Consider the following 17,506-nt stretch of genomic DNA (forward strand, 5'->3'; position numbering starts at 1 on the left):
AAGACCAGTATTTTTAAGTGCGGAATACGGTATTTCGGACAGAACCGGAGATTATAGCGCGGAACGGGCTCTGCCGTCTTGGTCTGGCACGGGAATGTGGTGTGGGCGGATGTAAATGTTGAGGGAAAAACATGGTTTTCATCGATCCAGCCTCAATGCGATAAAATGCCAAATCGCCACCCGTCAGGATGGATTGTTCTAGAATAAGCGATTAGACTGGCCCGCCGCGCACAAGTTGCATGCCGCGGACTCACATAAAGTAACTATGGCAAAGAAATTAATAGCGGAAAGCGCGGCTGCGCCGGAGTCGTTCGAACAGGCCATGGCCGAACTGGCGCAGCTGGTCACGCAGATGGAAGCCGGCCAGTTGCCGCTGGAGGCATCGGTGGCGGCGTACGCGCGCGGCTCGGAGCTGGTGCGCTATTGCGCCGCGCAGCTTGAAAAAGTCGAGTCCCAGGTCAAGGTGCTCGAAGGCGACATGCTCAAGCCCTTCGCGGCCGATGGCGCCGGCGAGGGCATGCAATGAGCGGCGCCTTCGACGACTGGATGAAAACCGTGCAGGCGCGGGTGGAACAGGCGCTGGACGCCTTGCTGCCGGCGGCCGATGCGATTCCGCACAAGCTGCACGACGCGATGCGCTACACGGTGCTCGGCGGCGGCAAGCGGGTACGCCCGCTGCTGGTGTTCGCGGCCGGCGCGCTGTCCGGCGCCGATGCGCGCACCCTGGAGCGCGCCGCCGCCGCCGTCGAAATGATCCACGCCTATTCGCTGGTCCACGACGACATGCCGTGCATGGACGACGACGATCTGCGGCGCGGCAAACCGACCGTGCACGTGGCCTACGACGAAGCGACCGCGCTGCTGGTGGGCGACGCGCTGCAATCGCAAGCCTTCCTGGTGCTGGCCGAAGGGCTGGACATCCCGCCGGCGCGCCAGGTCGCCATGCTGCGTTTGCTCGCGCACGCGGCCGGGTCAAGCGGCATGTGCGGCGGCCAGGCGATCGATCTGGACAGCGTCGGCATCAGCCTCACCCTGGAGCAGCTCGAACAGATGCACCAGCTCAAAACCGGCGCCTTGCTGCGCGCCTCGGTGGTGCTGGGCGCGCTGGCTGGCGGTGATGTGAGCGACGCGCAGATGACGGCGCTCGATACGTACGCCAAAGCGATCGGGCTGGCCTTCCAGGTGGTCGACGACGTGCTCGATGCGACCGCCGATTCGGCCACCCTTGGCAAGACCGCGGGCAAGGACGCGGCGGCCAACAAGCCGACCTATGTATCGATTTTGGGCCTGGAACCATCCAGGGTCTTGGCAGAAAAATTGCGGAACGATGCGCATGACGCGCTCGCGCCGTTTGGTGACAAAGCAGATCGGCTGCGCCAGTTGGCGGACCTGATCGTGCAGCGGAAAGCGTAAATGAACTTGCTAGAGACAATCAACGAACCGGCCGAACTGCGCAAGCTGGCGCGCGCCCAACTGACGCCCCTGGCGCACGAGTTGCGCCACTTCCTGCTCGATTCCGTGTCCAAGACCGGCGGCCACCTCTCGTCCAACCTGGGCACGGTGGAGCTGACGATTGCGCTGCACTATGTGTTCAACACGCCGTATGACCGCATCGTGTGGGATGTGGGCCACCAGACCTACTCGCACAAGATCCTCACGGGCCGGCGCGAGCAGATGCACAGCCTGCGCCAGCTGAACGGCATTTCGGGCTTCCCGCGGCGCGACGAAAGCGAATACGACACCTTCGGCACGGCGCACTCGTCGACCTCGATTTCGGCCGCGCTGGGCATGGCGCAGGCGGCCAAGATCAAGGGCGAGTCGCGCCATGCGATCGCTGTCATCGGCGACGGTTCCATGACCGCCGGGATGGCCTTCGAGGCGCTCAACAACGCCGGCGTACAGGAAGACATCAACCTGCTGGTGGTCTTGAACGACAACGACATGTCGATCTCGCCGCCGGTGGGCGCGCTCAATCGCTACCTGGCGCGCCTGATGTCGGGACAGTTCTACGCGGCCGCCAAGAACGTCGGCAAGTCGGTGCTGCCCGGTCCCGTGCTGGAACTGGCCAAGCGCTTCGAGGAACACGCCAAGGGCATGGTGGTCCCGGCCACGATGTTCGAGGAATTCGGCTTCAACTACATCGGCCCGATCGACGGTCATGACCTGGATTCGCTGATCCCTACCCTGGAAAACATCAAGAAGCTCAAGGGTCCGCAATTTTTGCACGTGGTGACCAAAAAAGGGCAGGGCTACAAGCTGGCCGAAGCCGATCCGGTGCTGTACCACGGGCCGGGCAAGTTCAATCCGACCGAAGGCATCCTGCCGGCCAAGGCGGGCAAGACCACTTACACGGAAGTGTTCGGCAACTGGCTGTGCGACATGGCCGCTGCCGACAAGCGCCTGGTCGGCATCACGCCGGCCATGCGCGAAGGCTCAGGCATGGTGGCCTTTGAAGAGCAGTTCCCGGACCGCTATTTCGACGTCGGCATCGCCGAGCAGCATTCGGTGACCTTCGCCGGCGGCCTGGCGACCGAAGGCCTGAAACCCGTGGTGGCGATCTACTCGACCTTTTTGCAGCGCGCCTACGACCAGCTGATTCACGACGTGGCGCTGCAAAACCTGGACGTGCTGTTCGCGCTCGACCGCGCGGGTCTGGTGGGCGCCGACGGCGCCACCCACGCCGGCAACTACGACATCGCTTACCTGCGCTGCATTCCGAACATGGTCGTCATGGCCGCGTCGGACGAAAACGAATGCCGCCGGATGCTGACCACCGGCTACCAGTACAAGGGGCCGGCGGCGGTACGTTATCCGCGCGGTGCCGGCATTGGCGCGGTCATCGAAAAAGAACTGACAACGCTCCCGATCGGCAAGGGCGAGATCAAACGCGAAGGCAAGAGCGTGGCGATCCTGGCCTTCGGCTCGATGGTGGCGCGCAGCGTCGTCGCCGGCGAGGAGCTGGATGCGACGGTGGCCAATATGCGCTTCATCAAGCCGCTCGACGTGGAGCTGGTCAAGCGCCTGGCGCAGGAGCACGACTACCTGGTGACGGTGGAAGAGGGCGCCGTCATGGGCGGCGCCGGTTCGGCGGTGGCCGAGGCGCTGGCGGCCGAAGGCATCCTCAAACCCCTGCTGATCCTCGGCCTGCCCGACAAATTCATCGACCATGGCGACCCGGCGGCCTTGCTGGCCAGCGTGGGACTCGATGCCAAGGGAATCGCCGCGTCGATCCGCCAGCGGTTTGGTGCAGCGGAGCCGCGCCTGGTGGTCAACAACACCTGACACGCCTCGCAAGAAACGCCGCGCGACGCCGCCAACGACCAACGCCAACCTTCGGGTTGGCGTTGTCGTTTCGGGCGCGCATGCTAACCAGGCGTCGATCGCTCGTCCTATTTGTCCGATCCACGAAACAATCTGTTTCATTCGCAGCTATATATCCAACAAGTTAAACGATTTACTCTTCTCTCACGCAATTCAATTTATGACGAGAGACGATATGACAAGCAATACCAAGCTCACATGGAAGCATTTCCCCGCAGGCCAGAACGGTTTTTTCCGCGCGCCGGTGCTGCTGCAAGGCCCGACTGAAGCGCTGCTGATCGATGGCGGCTTCACGCTCTCCGACGGCAAGGCCGTGGCCGACGCCATCGCCGCCGGCGGCAAGCCGCTCAAGGCGGTCTACGTCAGCCAGAGCGACCCGGATTACTATTTCAGCCTGGGCGCGGTACGCAGCGCATTTCCCGAGGTGCCGGTGCTTGCCGCACATGCCACGGTCGCCGCGATCCACGCCAACGTTCAAAAGAAGCTCGATGTCTGGGGGCCGCAACTGAAGGCCGACGGCCCGCAAACCCTGGCCGATGTGGTGCTGCCCGCCGCATCGGATGCGTCCACCTTGAGTATCGACGGCGAAACCATCGAGATTGTGAATGCGGAAGGGATGAGCAACCGGCGTTACTTGTGGGTGCCTTCGCTGGAAGCCATTTTCGGCGGCGTGCTGGTGTTCTCCGGCGTGCACGTCTGGACGGCCGATACCGCCACCCCCGAACTGCGCGCGGCCTGGGTGAAAAACCTGGACGCGATGGCGGCGCGCCAGCCGCGCATCGTGGTGCCGGGCCATGGCACGGTCGATGCGCCAGCCGATGCATCGGCCATCGCCTATACGCGCGGCTACCTGCTGGCGTTCGAGGAAGAAGCCGCAAAGGCCGCTGACAGCGCCGCCCTGATCGCCGCCATGAAGCTGCGCTACCCCGACGCCGGCATGGAAGTGGCCCTCACCACCGGCGCCAAGGTGGTGCTTGGCGAAATGAAGTGGGGTTGATCATGCGTTCCAACCTGGAGCTACTGCGTTCGACCTACGAAGGCCAGTCCGGCGAGAACGCGACGCGCCTGCTGGACTTGCTGGCAGCGGACGCCGAATGGGTCGAAGCGGCCGGTTTTCCGTACGCCGGCACCTTCCGCGGTCCCGACGCCATCGTGGCCAATGTGTTCAGGCGGCTTGCCACCGAGTGGATCGGCTATCGCGCCGAGGCGGACAGCTTTCTCGAACAGGGCGAGCAGATCGTGGCCTTCGGCTCCTACTCGGGCACGTACAAGGAAACCGGACGCGCCATGCGGGCCGCCTTTGCCCATCACTACACTTTCAGGGATGGCAAGATCGCGCACATGGTGCAGTACGTCGACAGTTACACGGTGCGCCAGGCGATGCAGCCCTGATGCATTCGTCCGCGCGGGTTCGGGTCTTCATCCGAAGACCTGGGCGATGCGCGCGCGCAGCACCGGCACCAGCTCCTGCTCGAACCAGGGATTACGCTGCAGCCAGGGCGTATTGCGCGGCGAGGGATGCGGCAGCGGGAAATACCCCGGTGCCACATCGCGCCACGCCTGGACGGTGGCGGTCAGCGAGGCCTTGCGGCGCGCGCCCAGAAAATGGCGCTGGGCGTGCGCGCCAATCAGCAAGGTCAATTCGATATCCGGCAATTTGGCCAGCAACTGGTCCAGCCAGAGGTCGGCGCATTCGGTGCGCGGCGGCAGATCGCCACCGTTGCCCCGGCCCGGGTAGCAGTATCCCATCGGGATGATGGCGAAGCGCCCGGGATCGTAGAAGGCATTCGCATCCACGCCCATCCACTCGCGCAACCGCGTGCCGCTGGCGTCATCCCACGGGATGCCGGAGGCGTGCACGCGCGCGCCCGGCGCCTGCCCGACGATCAGCACGCGCGCACCTTCGCCTACCTGCACGATGGGGCGCGGGCCTTTGGGCAGATGCGCTTCGCAGGCGCGGCATGCGCGCACGTCGGCCAGCAGGCTCTCCAGATTTGCATAGCGCTTGAGTACCGCGCTGTCAGTCATCGGCTGGGCCGGCGGGCGGTGCCGGGTAGGTGATGCGTTCGCCGTCGACATGGGCGAACGGCGTCAGGACATGCGGGCGGCGTCCTTTGGGACCGATGATATGTTCGACGCCAATGTGGCGTACCAGCAGCGCGTCGCCGACCATCGAGCGGTGGCAGCGCCACGGAACGGCTTCTGCGCACATCAGGACACAGCGCTGCGTTTGCGCGAGCTCGCACAATGCGTCCATGCCGTCGGCGAATTCGGGTGACTGCATGTGGTCGGCGTAGCCGCGGAACGAGGCATTGCGCCAGCCGGTGTTGGACGAATCCTTTGCTGCGTGACGCAAGCCGCCCAGGGCCTGCAGGTAGCGGTAATCGATGCCCGCGGCGGCGAGGGAATGGGGCAACGCATCCTGGTTGAACTGGGGATTGTGGCGCGAGCGCGGCACGGTGCGCACATCGACCACGCAGCCGATCCGGTTGCTCGCAAGCAGATCCAGAAACGCCTCCAGCGGCCGGTTGGAATGGCCGATCGTACAAACGAGTACCTCGGGCGGGATGTTTGCGGGCTTTTCCACGAGTGAGCAAGAAGGGGCGAGGGCTGGCCGGACAGTCGTCCAAGGCGCGATCCCATGATAGCACTGCCTTTGCGGTGCACGCTTGGCTCGCCGCCGCACCCGTATCCGGACCCGCGTGGGCGCGACAAGTGCAGCCGGCGGCGCAAACATGGCGAAAACCGGCCAGATCGGATGAAAGCGTTTTCAGACGGGGGGGGAGGACACAGGCCGGCTCCGGCGCACGGGTTTGCGATGGATTGACAATCGATCGCTCGGCGAGCGCCGGGTGGCATGTGCGTATTTTCAATATTTAACAATTCGATGCAGATCCGCGCGCGTTTTTTGCTTTCCTCAGCCGCAAATTAATTACCTAATTATAATTTTTATGTCGCAGTGGTTTACCCTATTCTCATAGAGAAAAACCGGCTGCGGATTGGCATGCGTCGCAAATTTTCCACACTAATCCCATCGCGCGGGCCGGCCTGTCATCGATTTTCCATGCTCGTCGGGTATTTATAGCAATGTCCCCATTCAGTCTTGACGTTTAACCTTTCCTTACGATATCGTTCCGTCAATACGAGGGCGGCAGCGGGAATGCCGCCTGCGCATTTGACGGTCGGCCAAGCGCACCATGCCGCCCGTCAGACTCGCTGAAACGATCGAATGGCCAAAAACACGACAATTTGTCGTTTTTTTTGAAAATCGGTTGGAAACGTTTTCACAGCTGTAAACCAGCCTGATTCTCACCCCGAATTCAGGTTCTCGACTTCCGTGCATGCCGTGACTTTCCTTTGGGCATTGGAAAGGCCGGCTGTCGGAAAGGGCGGGCAATCTTGCCGCCCGGCGAACACGCGCCGTTGCCCATGCAGCGGCCCTGGTCGCAACGTGCCCCGAGCGTGGCCGCCCGCCACGCTCCACCGCACGGGTAGGCATTGGCGCAGTGCGTGCGGTTCCCGCGCGTGGTGGGCCGGGCCTACGTCCAAAACGACCGTTCTTCGGATACCTACGCTTTTTTGTCAGCTTCGCCGCTCACAACGAATGGAATAACTATGCCTCTCGATCATATAAATACGCCTCTCTCCGCCAGCGACACCGCCGAATCCAACACCCCTCAGGAAGCCGCCGGCATGCCCGACGTGGTGGTTGGATTCGCCTGTCCACCCGATGTCTGCGCCAGCCTGCTGATGCAGCGTTCGGTCGCCAACGCGATTCACCCTGAACTTGTGGAAGCGGGCAAGATCCGCAAACAGTCGGCCTACAAGCGCTTCCAGAATCTCGACGCCAAGGACCGGTATCGGGACGAACTGATGAGCAAACTCGTGGCCAGCTGGACGGCCACCCACGGCGCGCAAGCGGCACAAACGGCGCGCCTCATGTTCATCCGGCTGGCATCCGAGCTGAAAAAGAACGGCGCCGTTATTTTCGGTTCGCTCGTCAACAGCACCGAGTTCCGCAAGCTGGTCGATGAATACACCCGCGTCCTGCACCAGCAGGGCAGCCAGAGTCTGATCCACTCGTACATGAACCTCGGGCATAACCCTGAATTCCTGAGCAATCCCGATATCAACGGGGCGTTTCTGCATCCGCTTCTGGTGGCGATGATCTCTTACCAGATGGGCGGCCCGGTGCGTATCGTCGATGCGCGCGGCAAGGATGCGGAACCGATTTCCGTGCTGGCGCTCGATAACATGCTGCACATCGATAACACGCCATTCAATGAAGAATACAAGATCATCCTGACTTGGGAACGCGGCACCACTGCGGGTCCCAAAGGCCAGAATTTCGTCTTCATTCCCGGTTCCCAGCACGGCGCCCGCAATTGCTTCGTGAATGAGCAAGGCGCGGCCTGGTCGAGCGAAAATGCCAGTATTTTCATTACCGAAGATAAGATCCAGCAAGCCTTCGACGTTCAATTTGCCGAATTTGGAAGCGCTTCACCCGTGGTGGTCGAAGCCGCCCATCCAGACAAGCCATTAACGTCCGTATTCGCCGCCGGCGCCATCGTGCATCACCGCTACCGGACCGAAGTCGGCGAGCCGCGCAGCTGCCTGATCCTGGCGTTCCACCGCGCCGACGACAATCCGGGCCAGTTCGTCGATGCCAAATACCTGGCCGATATGGTCCAGGACGACGCGCTCAATCGCCTGCTGATGGGTTTTCACGGCAAAAATACCGAGGCCGCCTATATCGAGGCGCTGGTCGAGCGTGCCGACCGCCTGTTCGATAAACTCATCGACCTCGATTCGCAAAAAGATGGCGCTGAAATGCTCGATCAGGGCCGGCTGGCCCTGTCGCCGCAGGAAGTCGTGGATTGGAAAAAAACCTGCACCCTGGCGCCGACGGTGGCCATGCTCAAGGACCGGGCCAAGCTGGTCACGGTTGACCAGACCTTGCCGCATCAGCAATTCGTGGACTTGATCGAACGGCTGATGATCTTCGATAAGCACTGCCCGCTGGACCTGATCCTGTATGAAGACAATCACGAGGAAATCAGGAAATGGACCCGCAACCAGATCCGCGAAATGCAGCTCGGCCGCTTGAAAACGCGTCTGAACGCATGGACCGCCACCATCGGCCAGCCAACCCAGGCCGACCTGCTCGATCCGGCCCAGCTGCGGGCGCTGGCGATGGAAGTATCGGCTTGCGCCACGCAGTCGATGACGAGCGGGGCGCCTGCGGTGCTCGGGCCGACCGAACGCATCTCCGCCTACGACGCTTATCGCTCGCTGGCGCAGTTCCTGGTCGATATTGGCGAGTCGATCGTGCGCTGCGAAAACAGCCAGCATTTTCTCTCGACCTGCCTGTTCGTGTTCTGGGCCACGGATACGCTCGATATCGTGCAAGGGAAAACCAACCCGGTGGTACACGCGGCCGGGGCCAAACTGCTGGCCAATTACATCGCCACGGCCATTTTGCTTGAAATGCAAAAGCAAAAATCCGGGTTGCCGTCGGCCGCCTGATCCACCATTAATGCTCTCGGCCTGCGGTGGACGCAGGCCTGACTGGAATGACTATGCCCCATGCAGATCAAATACAACAAGCGCCTCCTGACATCACTGTCGGTTTTTCCTGCACCGCCGAGGAACGCGATAGCCTCCTGAAAGTGCGGGCCGGCGCCCAGGCAATCCATCCGGAGCTGGTCGAAGCGGGCAAGGTGCGCAAGCTCTCCGCCTATAAACGCTTCTGGAACCTCGACACAAAGCAGCAGTTTCGCGAACAGCTGGTCGAGACCCTGGTGGCCGAGTGGCGCACAACCCATGGCCCGGAAAAAGCCGAGACGGCGCGGCTGCTGTTTGTCCGGCTTACGTCGGAACTCGACCAGCGCGGTGCCGTGATTTTCGGATCGCTGATCGATAACGAAGCGTTTCGCGGGCTGGTCGACGAGTACACGCGAATTAACAATAGCCTGGGCAGCCAAAGCTGGATTCATTCGTATATCAACCTCGGCAATCACCTCGACTTCCTGGGCAATCCCGCCTTCAGCGGCGCCTTTCTGCACCCGCTGCTGGTGGCCATGGTGTCCTGCCAGATCGGCGGTCCGCTGCGCATCGTCGATGCGCGCGGCAAGGATGCCGAGCCGATTTCGGTGCTGGCGCAGGATAATATGCTGCACATCGATAACACGCCATTCAACGATGAATACAAGGTCATCCTGACCTGGGAACGCGGCCAGGCATCGGGGCCGAAGGGACAGAATTTCGTCATCATCCCGGGCACGCACCAGGGCCTGCGCAATTGCTTCGTGAATGAACAGGGCGAAGCCTGGTCCACGGAAAACGCCAGCGTGTTTACTTCGGACCAGAAGATCGAACAGGCCTTCGATATTCAAAGCAAGGTCTTCGGCCATCCATCGGCGGCGGTGGTCGAGATCAAGCACGAAAACAAGCCGCTGACCACGGTCTTCGCCTCCGGTTCGCTGGTGCATCACCGCTACCGGACCGAAGGCGGACGCCCGCGCAGCTGCCTGACGGTGTGCTTCCGCGGCGTGGACAATCCCGGCCAGTTCGTCGATACCAAGCACCTGGGCGATATCGTCGAGGACCACGCCCTGAACCGTTTTCTGTTCGGCTTTCACGACAAGAATTCGGGCGCGGATTTTATCGCGGCATTCGCCGACCGCGCGGATGAGATTTTCGAGAAACTGAAGGATCTGTCCTTGCAATGGAACGGCGCCGAGATCGTCGACCAGCGCACGCGCGAACTGTCCGGACCGGAACTGGAAACATGGAAAGCGCTCTGCACGCGCGCACCGACAGTCGAAACCTTGAAGGCCAGGGAGAATCTGTTCAAGGTCGACGAGTGCCTGGCGCTCCCGCAGTTCATGGACTTGATCGAAAAGCTGATGATCTTCGACAAGCACGGTCCGCTCGATCTGATCCTGTACGAAGACAGTCACGAAGAAATCAGGAAGTGGGCCCGCAACCAGATCCGGGAAATGAAGTTCGACAGCCTGAAAAAGCGCCTGGCGACGTGGTCGCATCTGGTGTACCAGCCGGCCAGGGAAGATGCGCTGGCGCCGCTCGCCTTGAAGGTACTGGCCGAGGAAGTGGCGGGCTATGCGCTTCGGTCCATGCAAGGCGACGAGAAAGCGGTGCTCGGCGAAAGCGAAAAAATCTCCGCGCGCGATGCCTACCGCTCGCTCTGGCAATTGCTGCTCGATTTGGGTGAAGCCATCCTGCGCTGCGAAACCAATCAGGATTTTCTGTCGACTTCCCTGTTCATTTTCTGGGCGGTCGATACGCTCGACATTCTCCAGCAACACGCGCACAAGGCAGTGCAGGCGGCCGGCGTGAAGCTGCTGGCGAACTATATCGCGACCACCATCCTCGTTGAAATGCAGCGCAACGCGAAGTAACGATGCCAGGCCTGGAACGGTAGCGCGGGCGGCCGCTCCGCCGGCGCTAACGTTCGTTCGCTTGCATTCATTTTGTCCAGAAAAAGTCACAGATAAAAAAGGCAGTCGATAGTGAAATCTGAAAAACCTCATGTCGTGGTAATCAACGGCTGGTCCGAAGCGTGGTCGGATGGCCGCCATTCCGTCGATTCGGTGATCGACAACACCCGCTTCGATGCGAGCTATATCGTCGATCAGAACGGGTACAAGGGTTTGACGCGCGCAACGCAAGAGAGCGGCCGGGTGCGCGTGGTGGACGACATCCAGTCGCTCGGGGAACTGGAGGCCGCGTTTTCCGCACTGGCGCAGCAATTCGGCCCGGTGTTCCGCCTGATCGCCGTCAGCGAATGGGATATCCTGAGCGCGGCCACGCTGCGCGAGAAATTCGGTATCGAGGGCCTCCATACGCGCCAGGCGCTGGCGGTGCGCGACAAGGTCGCGATGAAAACCGTTGTCGGCGCCGCGGGATTCAATATTCCCGCCTATCAGGGCTGTTCCAGTGTCGAGGAACTGCGTCAATTCGTCGGCCGCCACGGCTACCCGGTGGTGCTCAAACCGCGCAGCCTGATGGGCGGCAGGGGAGTGAAGATCATCGCCAGCAAGGCCCAGCTGGACGCCGAACAGCACGGGTACGACTTCCACGATCAGGAATGCGAAGTCTTTCACCAGGGGACCAGTTTTCACGTCGATGGACTTCTGCAGAACGGACAGCTGGTGTATGCGATCGCTTTCCGCAACAACCGTCCGCCGATTTCCTTTTCCCGCGGCCAGCCGCTCGGCGCCATTTCCCTGCCGGCCGCGAAGCTGAAAGATAAACTCGTCGCGTTTTCCGTGGCAGTGGCCCGCAGCCTGGAGTTATTCGATAACCATTTCCATCTGGAGTTGATTCTCGATGAAAGCGACGAGCATGCGGAACCGGTATTCATCGAGGTCGGCGCGAGGGTCGGCGGTGCCGATATTCCGGCGTCGATTGAAATGCTCACCGGGGTCGATCCGATTCTTCAGCAGATCCGCGTCGAGCTGCAACAGGCGCCGCTGCCGCTGCTGGCCGATGGCGGGCAATCGGCCGCGTACCTGATGATTCCCTTCCCGCGCGCGCTTCCCTGCCGCATTCTCACGATCGCCGCTCTGCCGCCCGCGCGCTGCCCCACCTTGGTCAAGTCGTTTCGCCGCCAGGCGGGCGACATCCTGGATGGAAAAGGCGGCTTCAGGAAGATTCCGGCGCGCTTCCTGATGCTCGGGAATTACGAGGATGTGAAACGCGATTTCGAGCACCTCGACAAGGTGCCGACCTTCGATTCGGTCGCGGTGTCTTGATGATCCGATTTCTTATCCTAACGACAGTCAGGCTGGTGAAGTCATGACAGCAGTGAAAGCGACGCCCTTTTCGCTCGTGAGACAACGCGTGGTCCGGCGCTGGGCGGTCTACGGTTGCGGCTTTTTGGCCATCCTGTTGGCCAACCTGTGCGAAAGCCTGATACCGAAATTTATCCAATGGACGCTCGATCTCCTGCTCGGGCAGGAAAGCGGCGCTTTCTGGAAGCCGACAGCGGCGACGGCCGACAAACCCCACACCCTGATCCTGCTGGCGCTGGCATTGCTCCTGGTTGTGATATGCAGCCTGCTGTTCAAATTTTCCTGGCGCATGATCCTGTTCAAGGAAACGCATCTGGTCGGGCATGAATTAAAAAAGGATTTGTGGGCGTCCTCCCTGTCGATGCCTTTGTCGGGGAAGGACGGTTTGCGTTTCGGCGACCTGATGAACCGCATCAGCAACGACTGGAACCGGGCCAGGATCATTCACGGCTACACCGTGGCGAACAGCGTCGATTATGTCGTGCTGGTGGCGATGTCGCTGGTGTACATGGTGAATATCCATGCGAAGTTATGCTTGATCCTTATGAGCCCGCTGCTGCTGCTTCCCATCATTAGCGTCGAATTGGGCCGGCTGCAGCAAGCGCGCTTTTTGACTGCCCAGGAAACCCTGTCGCGGCTGTACGAAACCATCGCGCATTCGATCAAGTCGGTCAGGCTGCAAAGGGCGACGGCGACCGAGCCGTTCTGGCTGCACAAGCTCGATCAGTCGGCGCGCGCCTACGCCGAACAAAACTATCGCTGCCTGAAGGTCGGTGACCTGAATGTGGCGATGTCCTTCCTGCCGTATTTCGTGTCGCTGGTTATCCTGTTCAGTTATGGGATCGTGCTGGTCAGGGATGGCGACATCAGTATCGGCGCCTACATCTCGCTGCATGTGTACATGATGGTGATCCATGACGTGATATCCGATTTCGGTTCGCTGCTGGCGGAGTGGCGGATGGGCTTTACCAGTTACCGCCGCCTGTTCGATGTGTTGCACTCTCCCGGCCAGGCGCCTCCAGCGCTGCCGCACGCGCCGCAGCGGGATGCGGGTGCGCGGCCGGCCATTGAAGTCGAGCAGCTGACCTTCGGCTATGCCGGATCGGCGCCGCTGGTTCGCGCACTGAGTTTCGATGTCAGCGCCGGCCAGAAAATTGCTGTCATCGGCCGGGTCGGTACCGGCAAGACCACTCTCGCCACCTTGCTCGCCGGCGGCATGGACGAATACAGCGGCACCATCCGGATCAATGGGCGCGACCTCAAGGATGCTTCGCGCAGCTGGCTCGATTCGCAGATTACGCTGGTGCATCAGAAAAGCCTCGTCCTCGGCCGCAGTATCCGTGTCAATCTCGATCCGCTTGAGCAGTTTTCAGACGAGGTGCTGATCGACAGCCTCAAAGTGGTCGAGCTGTGGGATGAAATCGCCGGGCTGTCGAAGGGATTGAGCGAAGCGCTTGGCGAGGGGGGAGGAAAGCTCTCCGGCGGACAAAGGCAACGGCTTTGCCTGGCCCGGGCGATTATTCGCGACACGCCAGTCATCATCCTCGATGACTGCCTCGGCGCCATCGATCCCACGACGGAGAAAATCATCGTCGAGCGTCTCTGGAACATTTGGACCGACAAGATCGTCATTTTTATTACCCATCGGGCTGCCGACCTGGATTTTTGCGATGGCGTTCTGCAGCTCGATGCACCGGTGTCGCCTGCTTTATCACTGAAGAACCGCGCCGAATGAAAAATACATCGTCACCCATCGACTACCTGAAAACGAGTGTGTTCCTGCTCGTTACCTACAACACGAAAAAAGCCAGGTTTGCCCTGTCGATATTCCTGCTGATGCTGTCGGGCGGCGTGGTGCTGCTGTCCTCGCAGCTCACGGGCAGCCTGGTCGAGCACCTGGCCGCCAAAGGCACGCAAAACCCCTGGACCAATTTCGTGGCGCCGATCCTGGTGCTGGAAATTCTTAATCTGGTCTTCTTATACTACGGAAAATCCACGGGAACCTTTGTTGCCAACGACATTACGCTCAATATCCGCCTCGCCTTGTTCAAGAAATTTTCCCGGCTGCCGATGAAGTATTTCGACCAGGTGTCGATCGGCGAATTGCTCACCCGCTCGACCAGCGAAGTGTCCGGGCTCGAAGCGTTTTTGACCTTGTCGATGCCGCGGGTGCTGATCTCCTTGATTGTCGTGCTGCTGATCCTGGCGTTCATGCTGTTTACCGATGTCTATTTCGGTTCGCTGATTTTGCTGTCCAGCCTTCCGGCCGTGGTATTCGTGTTCCTTGTGATCGGCCGCATCCGGGATTCCTTGCGCGCTTACAAAGCCCATCTGGCCGGGCTGAACGGACAATTCGCGGAATATCTGCAAATCCTGCCGTTGATGAAAGTCGATGTCTTTTCACGCTACAGCGAAAAAATGATCGGTGCATCGTCGGAAGAGCTGCTGGCGAAAGCCATCTTCATGATCAAGATTAATTCGCTGGCCCGCTCATTCGCCAATCTGCTCTGCTATTTCCCAACCTTCATGGTGCTGTTCGTCGGCGGCTATTTCACCCTCAGCCAACAGCTTTCCCTGGGTTTGCTGGTGACCTTCCTGCGATTCAGCGAACGGCTGCGTCGCCCCGTTGCCATCCTGCTTACCGAATTGCAGACACTCCAGGACGCATCCGTCACGGTCGAGAGGCTCAGCGCCTTGATGAGCGCCGACGAAGAGACGCAGGCCTTGCCCGAGCCGGCCGGGCCGCTAAGGCGGCTCGACGGCAACGTGGTTTTCGACCGCGTGTGGCTCGCCTATCAGCCCGGCAAACCGGTCTTGAAGGGCTTGAGTTTTTCGGTACCGCGTGGCAGTTCGGTGGGGCTGGTGGGACGCACCGGTTCGGGAAAAACCACGACGATTTCGCTGATCAGCCATTTGTACACCATCATGCAAGGGGATATCACGATCGATGGGCAGCCGCTGGAGCGTTGGAACCGCTCGCATTTGCGCCAGCAAATCGGCGTGGTCAATCAAAACCCGGTCTTCATACGCGGAACCTTGCGCGACAACCTGAATATGAGCCTCAGCGAGGGCCTGGATAAAGCCAGGGACGACCGCGCGCTTCTTGACGCCTGCAAGCTCACCGGCCTGCACGACCTGATGGAAAAATCGTCGCGCGATCTGGATAGTCCGATCCATGACAATGGGGGCAATCTGAGCGCGGGCGAATGCCAGCTGCTCGCCATCACGCGCGTGCTGCTGCGCGATCCGGCGATTTTGATACTCGACGAAGCCAGCGCGCATACGGATTCGCTGACGGAGGACCGGGTGGAGTTCGCCCTGGCGCAGTTGAAACATGGCCGCACCTCGTTCACGGTCGCTCATCGCCTCAACTCCGTGGTCGCCTGCGACAAGATCCTGGTGTTCGCCGATGGCAGGGTGGTGGAAGAGGGTACCCACGACGATCTGCTGGCGCGCAAGGGCGAGTATTTCACCCTGTATCGCCAGCATGGGGAGACCGCGGAGCTATCCTAAGTCGATATCGACGATGGAAGGCAGCGCTTCGAGCGCGAGATAATCGACCTGCGCGATCGACGCGCGCCAATTGTCCAGGTGCAACGCCAGCAAGGGCCGCAATGCATCCCTGAACGCGGCGCGGTTTTCATCGGTGATGAATGGCGCGGCCAGCCTGTCGTCGAGCAGGAACGATTCCGCCCATGTCGCTTGCGGCGCTTGGCTTCCCAGATCGGCGGGGAAGGCGCTTCCCGCATCGCATATCTGCCGGGTCAGGCCGAGCCACAACAGTATCTGGGCGCGCCAGTGCGGATCGTCAATCGCAAAGATCGAATCGACCCAACCCTTGATGTCACGCGGATGGAGATACTTCAGGCAGAAAAACAGCGATGCCGACAGGTCGCTGCAGACATCCCACCAACCCCACGTCTCATGAGGACTGGCTGGCGGGCCATTGAACACATGGTCGAGGATCAGCCGGCCATCGCGCCAGCGCGACGGTCCCATGATGACCTGTCCCAGCGTCTGCAATACCTCGCCATAGGTCCAATCGTGGATGCGGACCGGGTAATGGATAAAGAATGCTGTCGCCAGCATCTCGATGGTCTTATGGTCCGAAGGCGCTTGCTTTATCGCGATCAGCCGGGGAAGCAGGTAAGCGAACCAGTCATCCCATTCGTCCATATGGCCGAAGCTTGATGTCCCGCTGGCGATTTCCCACAGTGCCTCCGTGATCTGGCTATCGGAGAGCTGGTCGACGGTCGTGGTACGGAGGTCGCCGAACATCTTGCGGTCGTAACCCATGAACCACGCTTCACCCATGACCACCGATGGCTTGGGCGCCGCCTGTTGCATGCGCGCGAGCGCTTGCGGGTCAGGTCCCGTGCCGGGCCGCCACGTCAAGCCCGGGCCAGGCGCCGGCTCGCGCTTGGCGCGCTTGCCCACTTACTTGCGCACTCGTGCCAGTTGGGCCTTGAGCCAGTCGGCGCTGTTGACCACCGCCGTGCCGGGACAGCGCATCTGGTATGGGTCGCCGCTCATGCTGCTGCCGGTCGCGCCACGTTCGATGAAGCTCTCGGTATTGGTCAGCAGATTTTTCTTGTCGAGATAGTCGTACTTCTTTTGCAGATGCGCGCGCGCCGCCTTCGCATCGTGCCAAGTGCCGTTGCGGTTGAACTGGCACTGCGATTTTTCGACCGCGTCGAGCAGACGCGTGACTTCGGTGCGGGTGGCGTCGGGCGTGGCGGCGAATGCACTGCCGGCGCTCCACAGGGTTGCGCTCAATGTGGCGATCAGTATCTTTTTCATGGAGCTTATCCTCGCTTGCGCTCATGCTGCCACAGCACGTCGCTGCCGCCAGCGAAGCGGTTCAACACGCGCGAGAGCACGAACATCAGGTCCGACAAGCGGTTCACGTACTGGCGCGGATGCTCGTTGATGGTCTCGGTTTTGCCAAGCGTGACGATGCTGCGCTCCGCGCGCCGGCACACCGTGCGGCACACGTGCGCAATCGACGCCGCGCGCGAGCCGGCCGGCAGGATGAAGTCCTTCAGCGGCGGCAGGTCGGCATTGTATTTTTCGAGCAGGTCGTCCAGCCGCGCCACGTGCTCGTCGGTGATCAGGGTGTAGCCGGGGATGCAGATTTCGCCGCCCAGGTCGAACAGGTCGTGCTGGATCGAGACCAGCTCTTCGCGCAGCTCGGCCGGCATGTCTTCGCACAGCAGCAGGCCGACGAAGGAATTGAGTTCGTCGACTTCGCCCAGCGTGTGCACGCGCACGCTGTCTTTTTCGGTGCGGCTGCCGTCACCCAAGCCGGTGGTGCCATTGTCGCCGGTGCGGGTGGCGATTTTTGAAAGTCGGTTGCCCATGATTGTTTT

General features: G+C 61.1%; 15 protein-coding genes. 10 read left to right on the forward strand and 5 right to left on the reverse strand.

The window, feature by feature from the left end; all coding sequences use genetic code 11:
• Positions 1–265 precede the first annotated feature (265 nt).
• The 5 genes from IV454_RS13475 to IV454_RS13495 all read left to right on the forward strand — a co-directional run bounded on the left by IV454_RS13475 (position 266) and on the right by IV454_RS13495 (position 4,713).
• Positions 266–526 (forward strand): exodeoxyribonuclease VII small subunit, encoded by a 261-nt coding sequence (locus IV454_RS13475; RefSeq protein ID WP_054266369.1) that lies wholly within the window; start codon positions 266–268, stop codon positions 524–526.
• Positions 523–1,413, forward strand: a complete 891-nt coding sequence (locus IV454_RS13480; protein WP_206091854.1) for a polyprenyl synthetase family protein — start codon at positions 523–525, stop codon at positions 1,411–1,413. The genes IV454_RS13475 and IV454_RS13480 overlap by 4 nt, the downstream gene beginning before the upstream one ends.
• Complete coding sequence (gene dxs, locus IV454_RS13485) at positions 1,414–3,282, forward strand: 1-deoxy-D-xylulose-5-phosphate synthase (RefSeq protein WP_206091855.1); 1,869 nt, start codon at positions 1,414–1,416, stop codon at positions 3,280–3,282.
• A gap of 214 nt (positions 3,283–3,496) precedes the next feature.
• Complete coding sequence (locus tag IV454_RS13490; protein ID WP_229522227.1) at positions 3,497–4,318, forward strand: MBL fold metallo-hydrolase; 822 nt, start codon at positions 3,497–3,499, stop codon at positions 4,316–4,318.
• A 2-nt stretch (positions 4,319–4,320) separates the two neighbouring features.
• Positions 4,321–4,713 (forward strand): nuclear transport factor 2 family protein, encoded by a 393-nt coding sequence (locus IV454_RS13495; RefSeq protein ID WP_206091857.1) that lies wholly within the window; start codon positions 4,321–4,323, stop codon positions 4,711–4,713.
• 27 nt (positions 4,714–4,740) lie between these two features.
• Here IV454_RS13495 and IV454_RS13500 read toward each other — a convergent pair whose 3' ends face one another.
• Together IV454_RS13500 and IV454_RS13505 are read right to left on the reverse strand one after the other, a co-directional pair.
• Complete coding sequence (locus IV454_RS13500; protein WP_229522229.1) at positions 4,741–5,349, reverse strand: uracil-DNA glycosylase family protein; 609 nt, start codon at positions 5,347–5,349, stop codon at positions 4,741–4,743.
• Complete coding sequence (locus IV454_RS13505; RefSeq protein WP_229522230.1) at positions 5,342–5,908, reverse strand: DUF488 domain-containing protein; 567 nt, start codon at positions 5,906–5,908, stop codon at positions 5,342–5,344. The genes IV454_RS13500 and IV454_RS13505 overlap by 8 nt, the downstream gene beginning before the upstream one ends.
• A gap of 1,028 nt (positions 5,909–6,936) precedes the next feature.
• Here IV454_RS13505 and IV454_RS13510 point away from each other — a divergent pair.
• The 5 genes from IV454_RS13510 to IV454_RS13530 all read left to right on the forward strand — a co-directional run bounded on the left by IV454_RS13510 (position 6,937) and on the right by IV454_RS13530 (position 15,650).
• Positions 6,937–8,847, forward strand: a complete 1,911-nt coding sequence (locus IV454_RS13510) for a hypothetical protein (RefSeq protein WP_206091860.1) — start codon at positions 6,937–6,939, stop codon at positions 8,845–8,847.
• 53 nt (positions 8,848–8,900) lie between these two features.
• Entirely contained in the window at positions 8,901–10,742 is a 1,842-nt protein-coding gene (locus IV454_RS13515; protein ID WP_206091861.1) for a hypothetical protein, read from the forward strand.
• A 111-nt stretch (positions 10,743–10,853) separates the two neighbouring features.
• Positions 10,854–12,098 (forward strand): ATP-grasp domain-containing protein, encoded by a 1,245-nt coding sequence (locus IV454_RS13520; RefSeq protein WP_206091862.1) that lies wholly within the window; start codon positions 10,854–10,856, stop codon positions 12,096–12,098.
• A gap of 43 nt (positions 12,099–12,141) precedes the next feature.
• On the forward strand, positions 12,142–13,872 hold the full coding sequence (locus IV454_RS13525) for an ATP-binding cassette domain-containing protein (RefSeq protein WP_206091863.1): 1,731 nt from the start codon (positions 12,142–12,144) through the stop codon (positions 13,870–13,872).
• The gene (locus IV454_RS13530) at positions 13,869–15,650 is read left to right on the forward strand and encodes an ABC transporter ATP-binding protein (RefSeq protein WP_206091864.1); all 1,782 of its coding nucleotides are present in this window, start codon (positions 13,869–13,871) and stop codon (positions 15,648–15,650) included. Before IV454_RS13525 ends, IV454_RS13530 begins: the two co-directional genes overlap by 4 nt.
• Here the strand turns inward: IV454_RS13530 and IV454_RS13535 are convergent.
• From IV454_RS13535 to IV454_RS13545, 3 genes are read right to left on the reverse strand one after another with little or no spacing between them, the layout of a single operon-like run.
• Complete coding sequence (locus IV454_RS13535) at positions 15,642–16,574, reverse strand: hypothetical protein (RefSeq protein WP_206091865.1); 933 nt, start codon at positions 16,572–16,574, stop codon at positions 15,642–15,644. The genes IV454_RS13530 and IV454_RS13535 overlap by 9 nt on opposite strands.
• Entirely contained in the window at positions 16,575–16,937 is a 363-nt protein-coding gene (locus tag IV454_RS13540) for a YfeK family protein (RefSeq protein WP_206091866.1), read from the reverse strand. It abuts the gene before it with no gap.
• A 5-nt stretch (positions 16,938–16,942) separates the two neighbouring features.
• Positions 16,943–17,497: a cob(I)yrinic acid a,c-diamide adenosyltransferase gene (locus IV454_RS13545; protein WP_166892667.1), complete on the reverse strand. Its 555-nt coding sequence runs from the start codon at positions 17,495–17,497 to the stop codon at positions 16,943–16,945.
• Positions 17,498–17,506 lie beyond the last annotated feature (9 nt).

The organism is Massilia antarctica (assembly GCF_015689335.1).
GTDB lineage: Bacteria > Pseudomonadota > Gammaproteobacteria > Burkholderiales > Burkholderiaceae_D > Telluria_A > Telluria_A antarctica.

Coding starts and splice junctions, on each gene's coding strand:
- IV454_RS13475 (WP_054266369.1), top strand. CDS start 266: ATGGCAAAGAAATTAATAGCGGAAAGCGCGGCTGCGCCGGAGTCGTTC.
- IV454_RS13480 (WP_206091854.1), top strand. CDS start 523: ATGAGCGGCGCCTTCGACGACTGGATGAAAACCGTGCAGGCGCGGGTG.
- dxs (WP_206091855.1), top strand. CDS start 1,414: ATGAACTTGCTAGAGACAATCAACGAACCGGCCGAACTGCGCAAGCTG.
- IV454_RS13490 (WP_229522227.1), top strand. CDS start 3,497: ATGACAAGCAATACCAAGCTCACATGGAAGCATTTCCCCGCAGGCCAG.
- IV454_RS13495 (WP_206091857.1), top strand. CDS start 4,321: ATGCGTTCCAACCTGGAGCTACTGCGTTCGACCTACGAAGGCCAGTCC.
- IV454_RS13500 (WP_229522229.1), bottom strand. CDS start 5,349: ATGACTGACAGCGCGGTACTCAAGCGCTATGCAAATCTGGAGAGCCTG.
- IV454_RS13510 (WP_206091860.1), top strand. CDS start 6,937: ATGCCTCTCGATCATATAAATACGCCTCTCTCCGCCAGCGACACCGCC.
- IV454_RS13515 (WP_206091861.1), top strand. CDS start 8,901: ATGCCCCATGCAGATCAAATACAACAAGCGCCTCCTGACATCACTGTC.
- IV454_RS13525 (WP_206091863.1), top strand. CDS start 12,142: ATGACAGCAGTGAAAGCGACGCCCTTTTCGCTCGTGAGACAACGCGTG.
- IV454_RS13530 (WP_206091864.1), top strand. CDS start 13,869: ATGAAAAATACATCGTCACCCATCGACTACCTGAAAACGAGTGTGTTC.
- IV454_RS13540 (WP_206091866.1), bottom strand. CDS start 16,937: ATGAAAAAGATACTGATCGCCACATTGAGCGCAACCCTGTGGAGCGCC.
- IV454_RS13545 (WP_166892667.1), bottom strand. CDS start 17,497: ATGGGCAACCGACTTTCAAAAATCGCCACCCGCACCGGCGACAATGGC.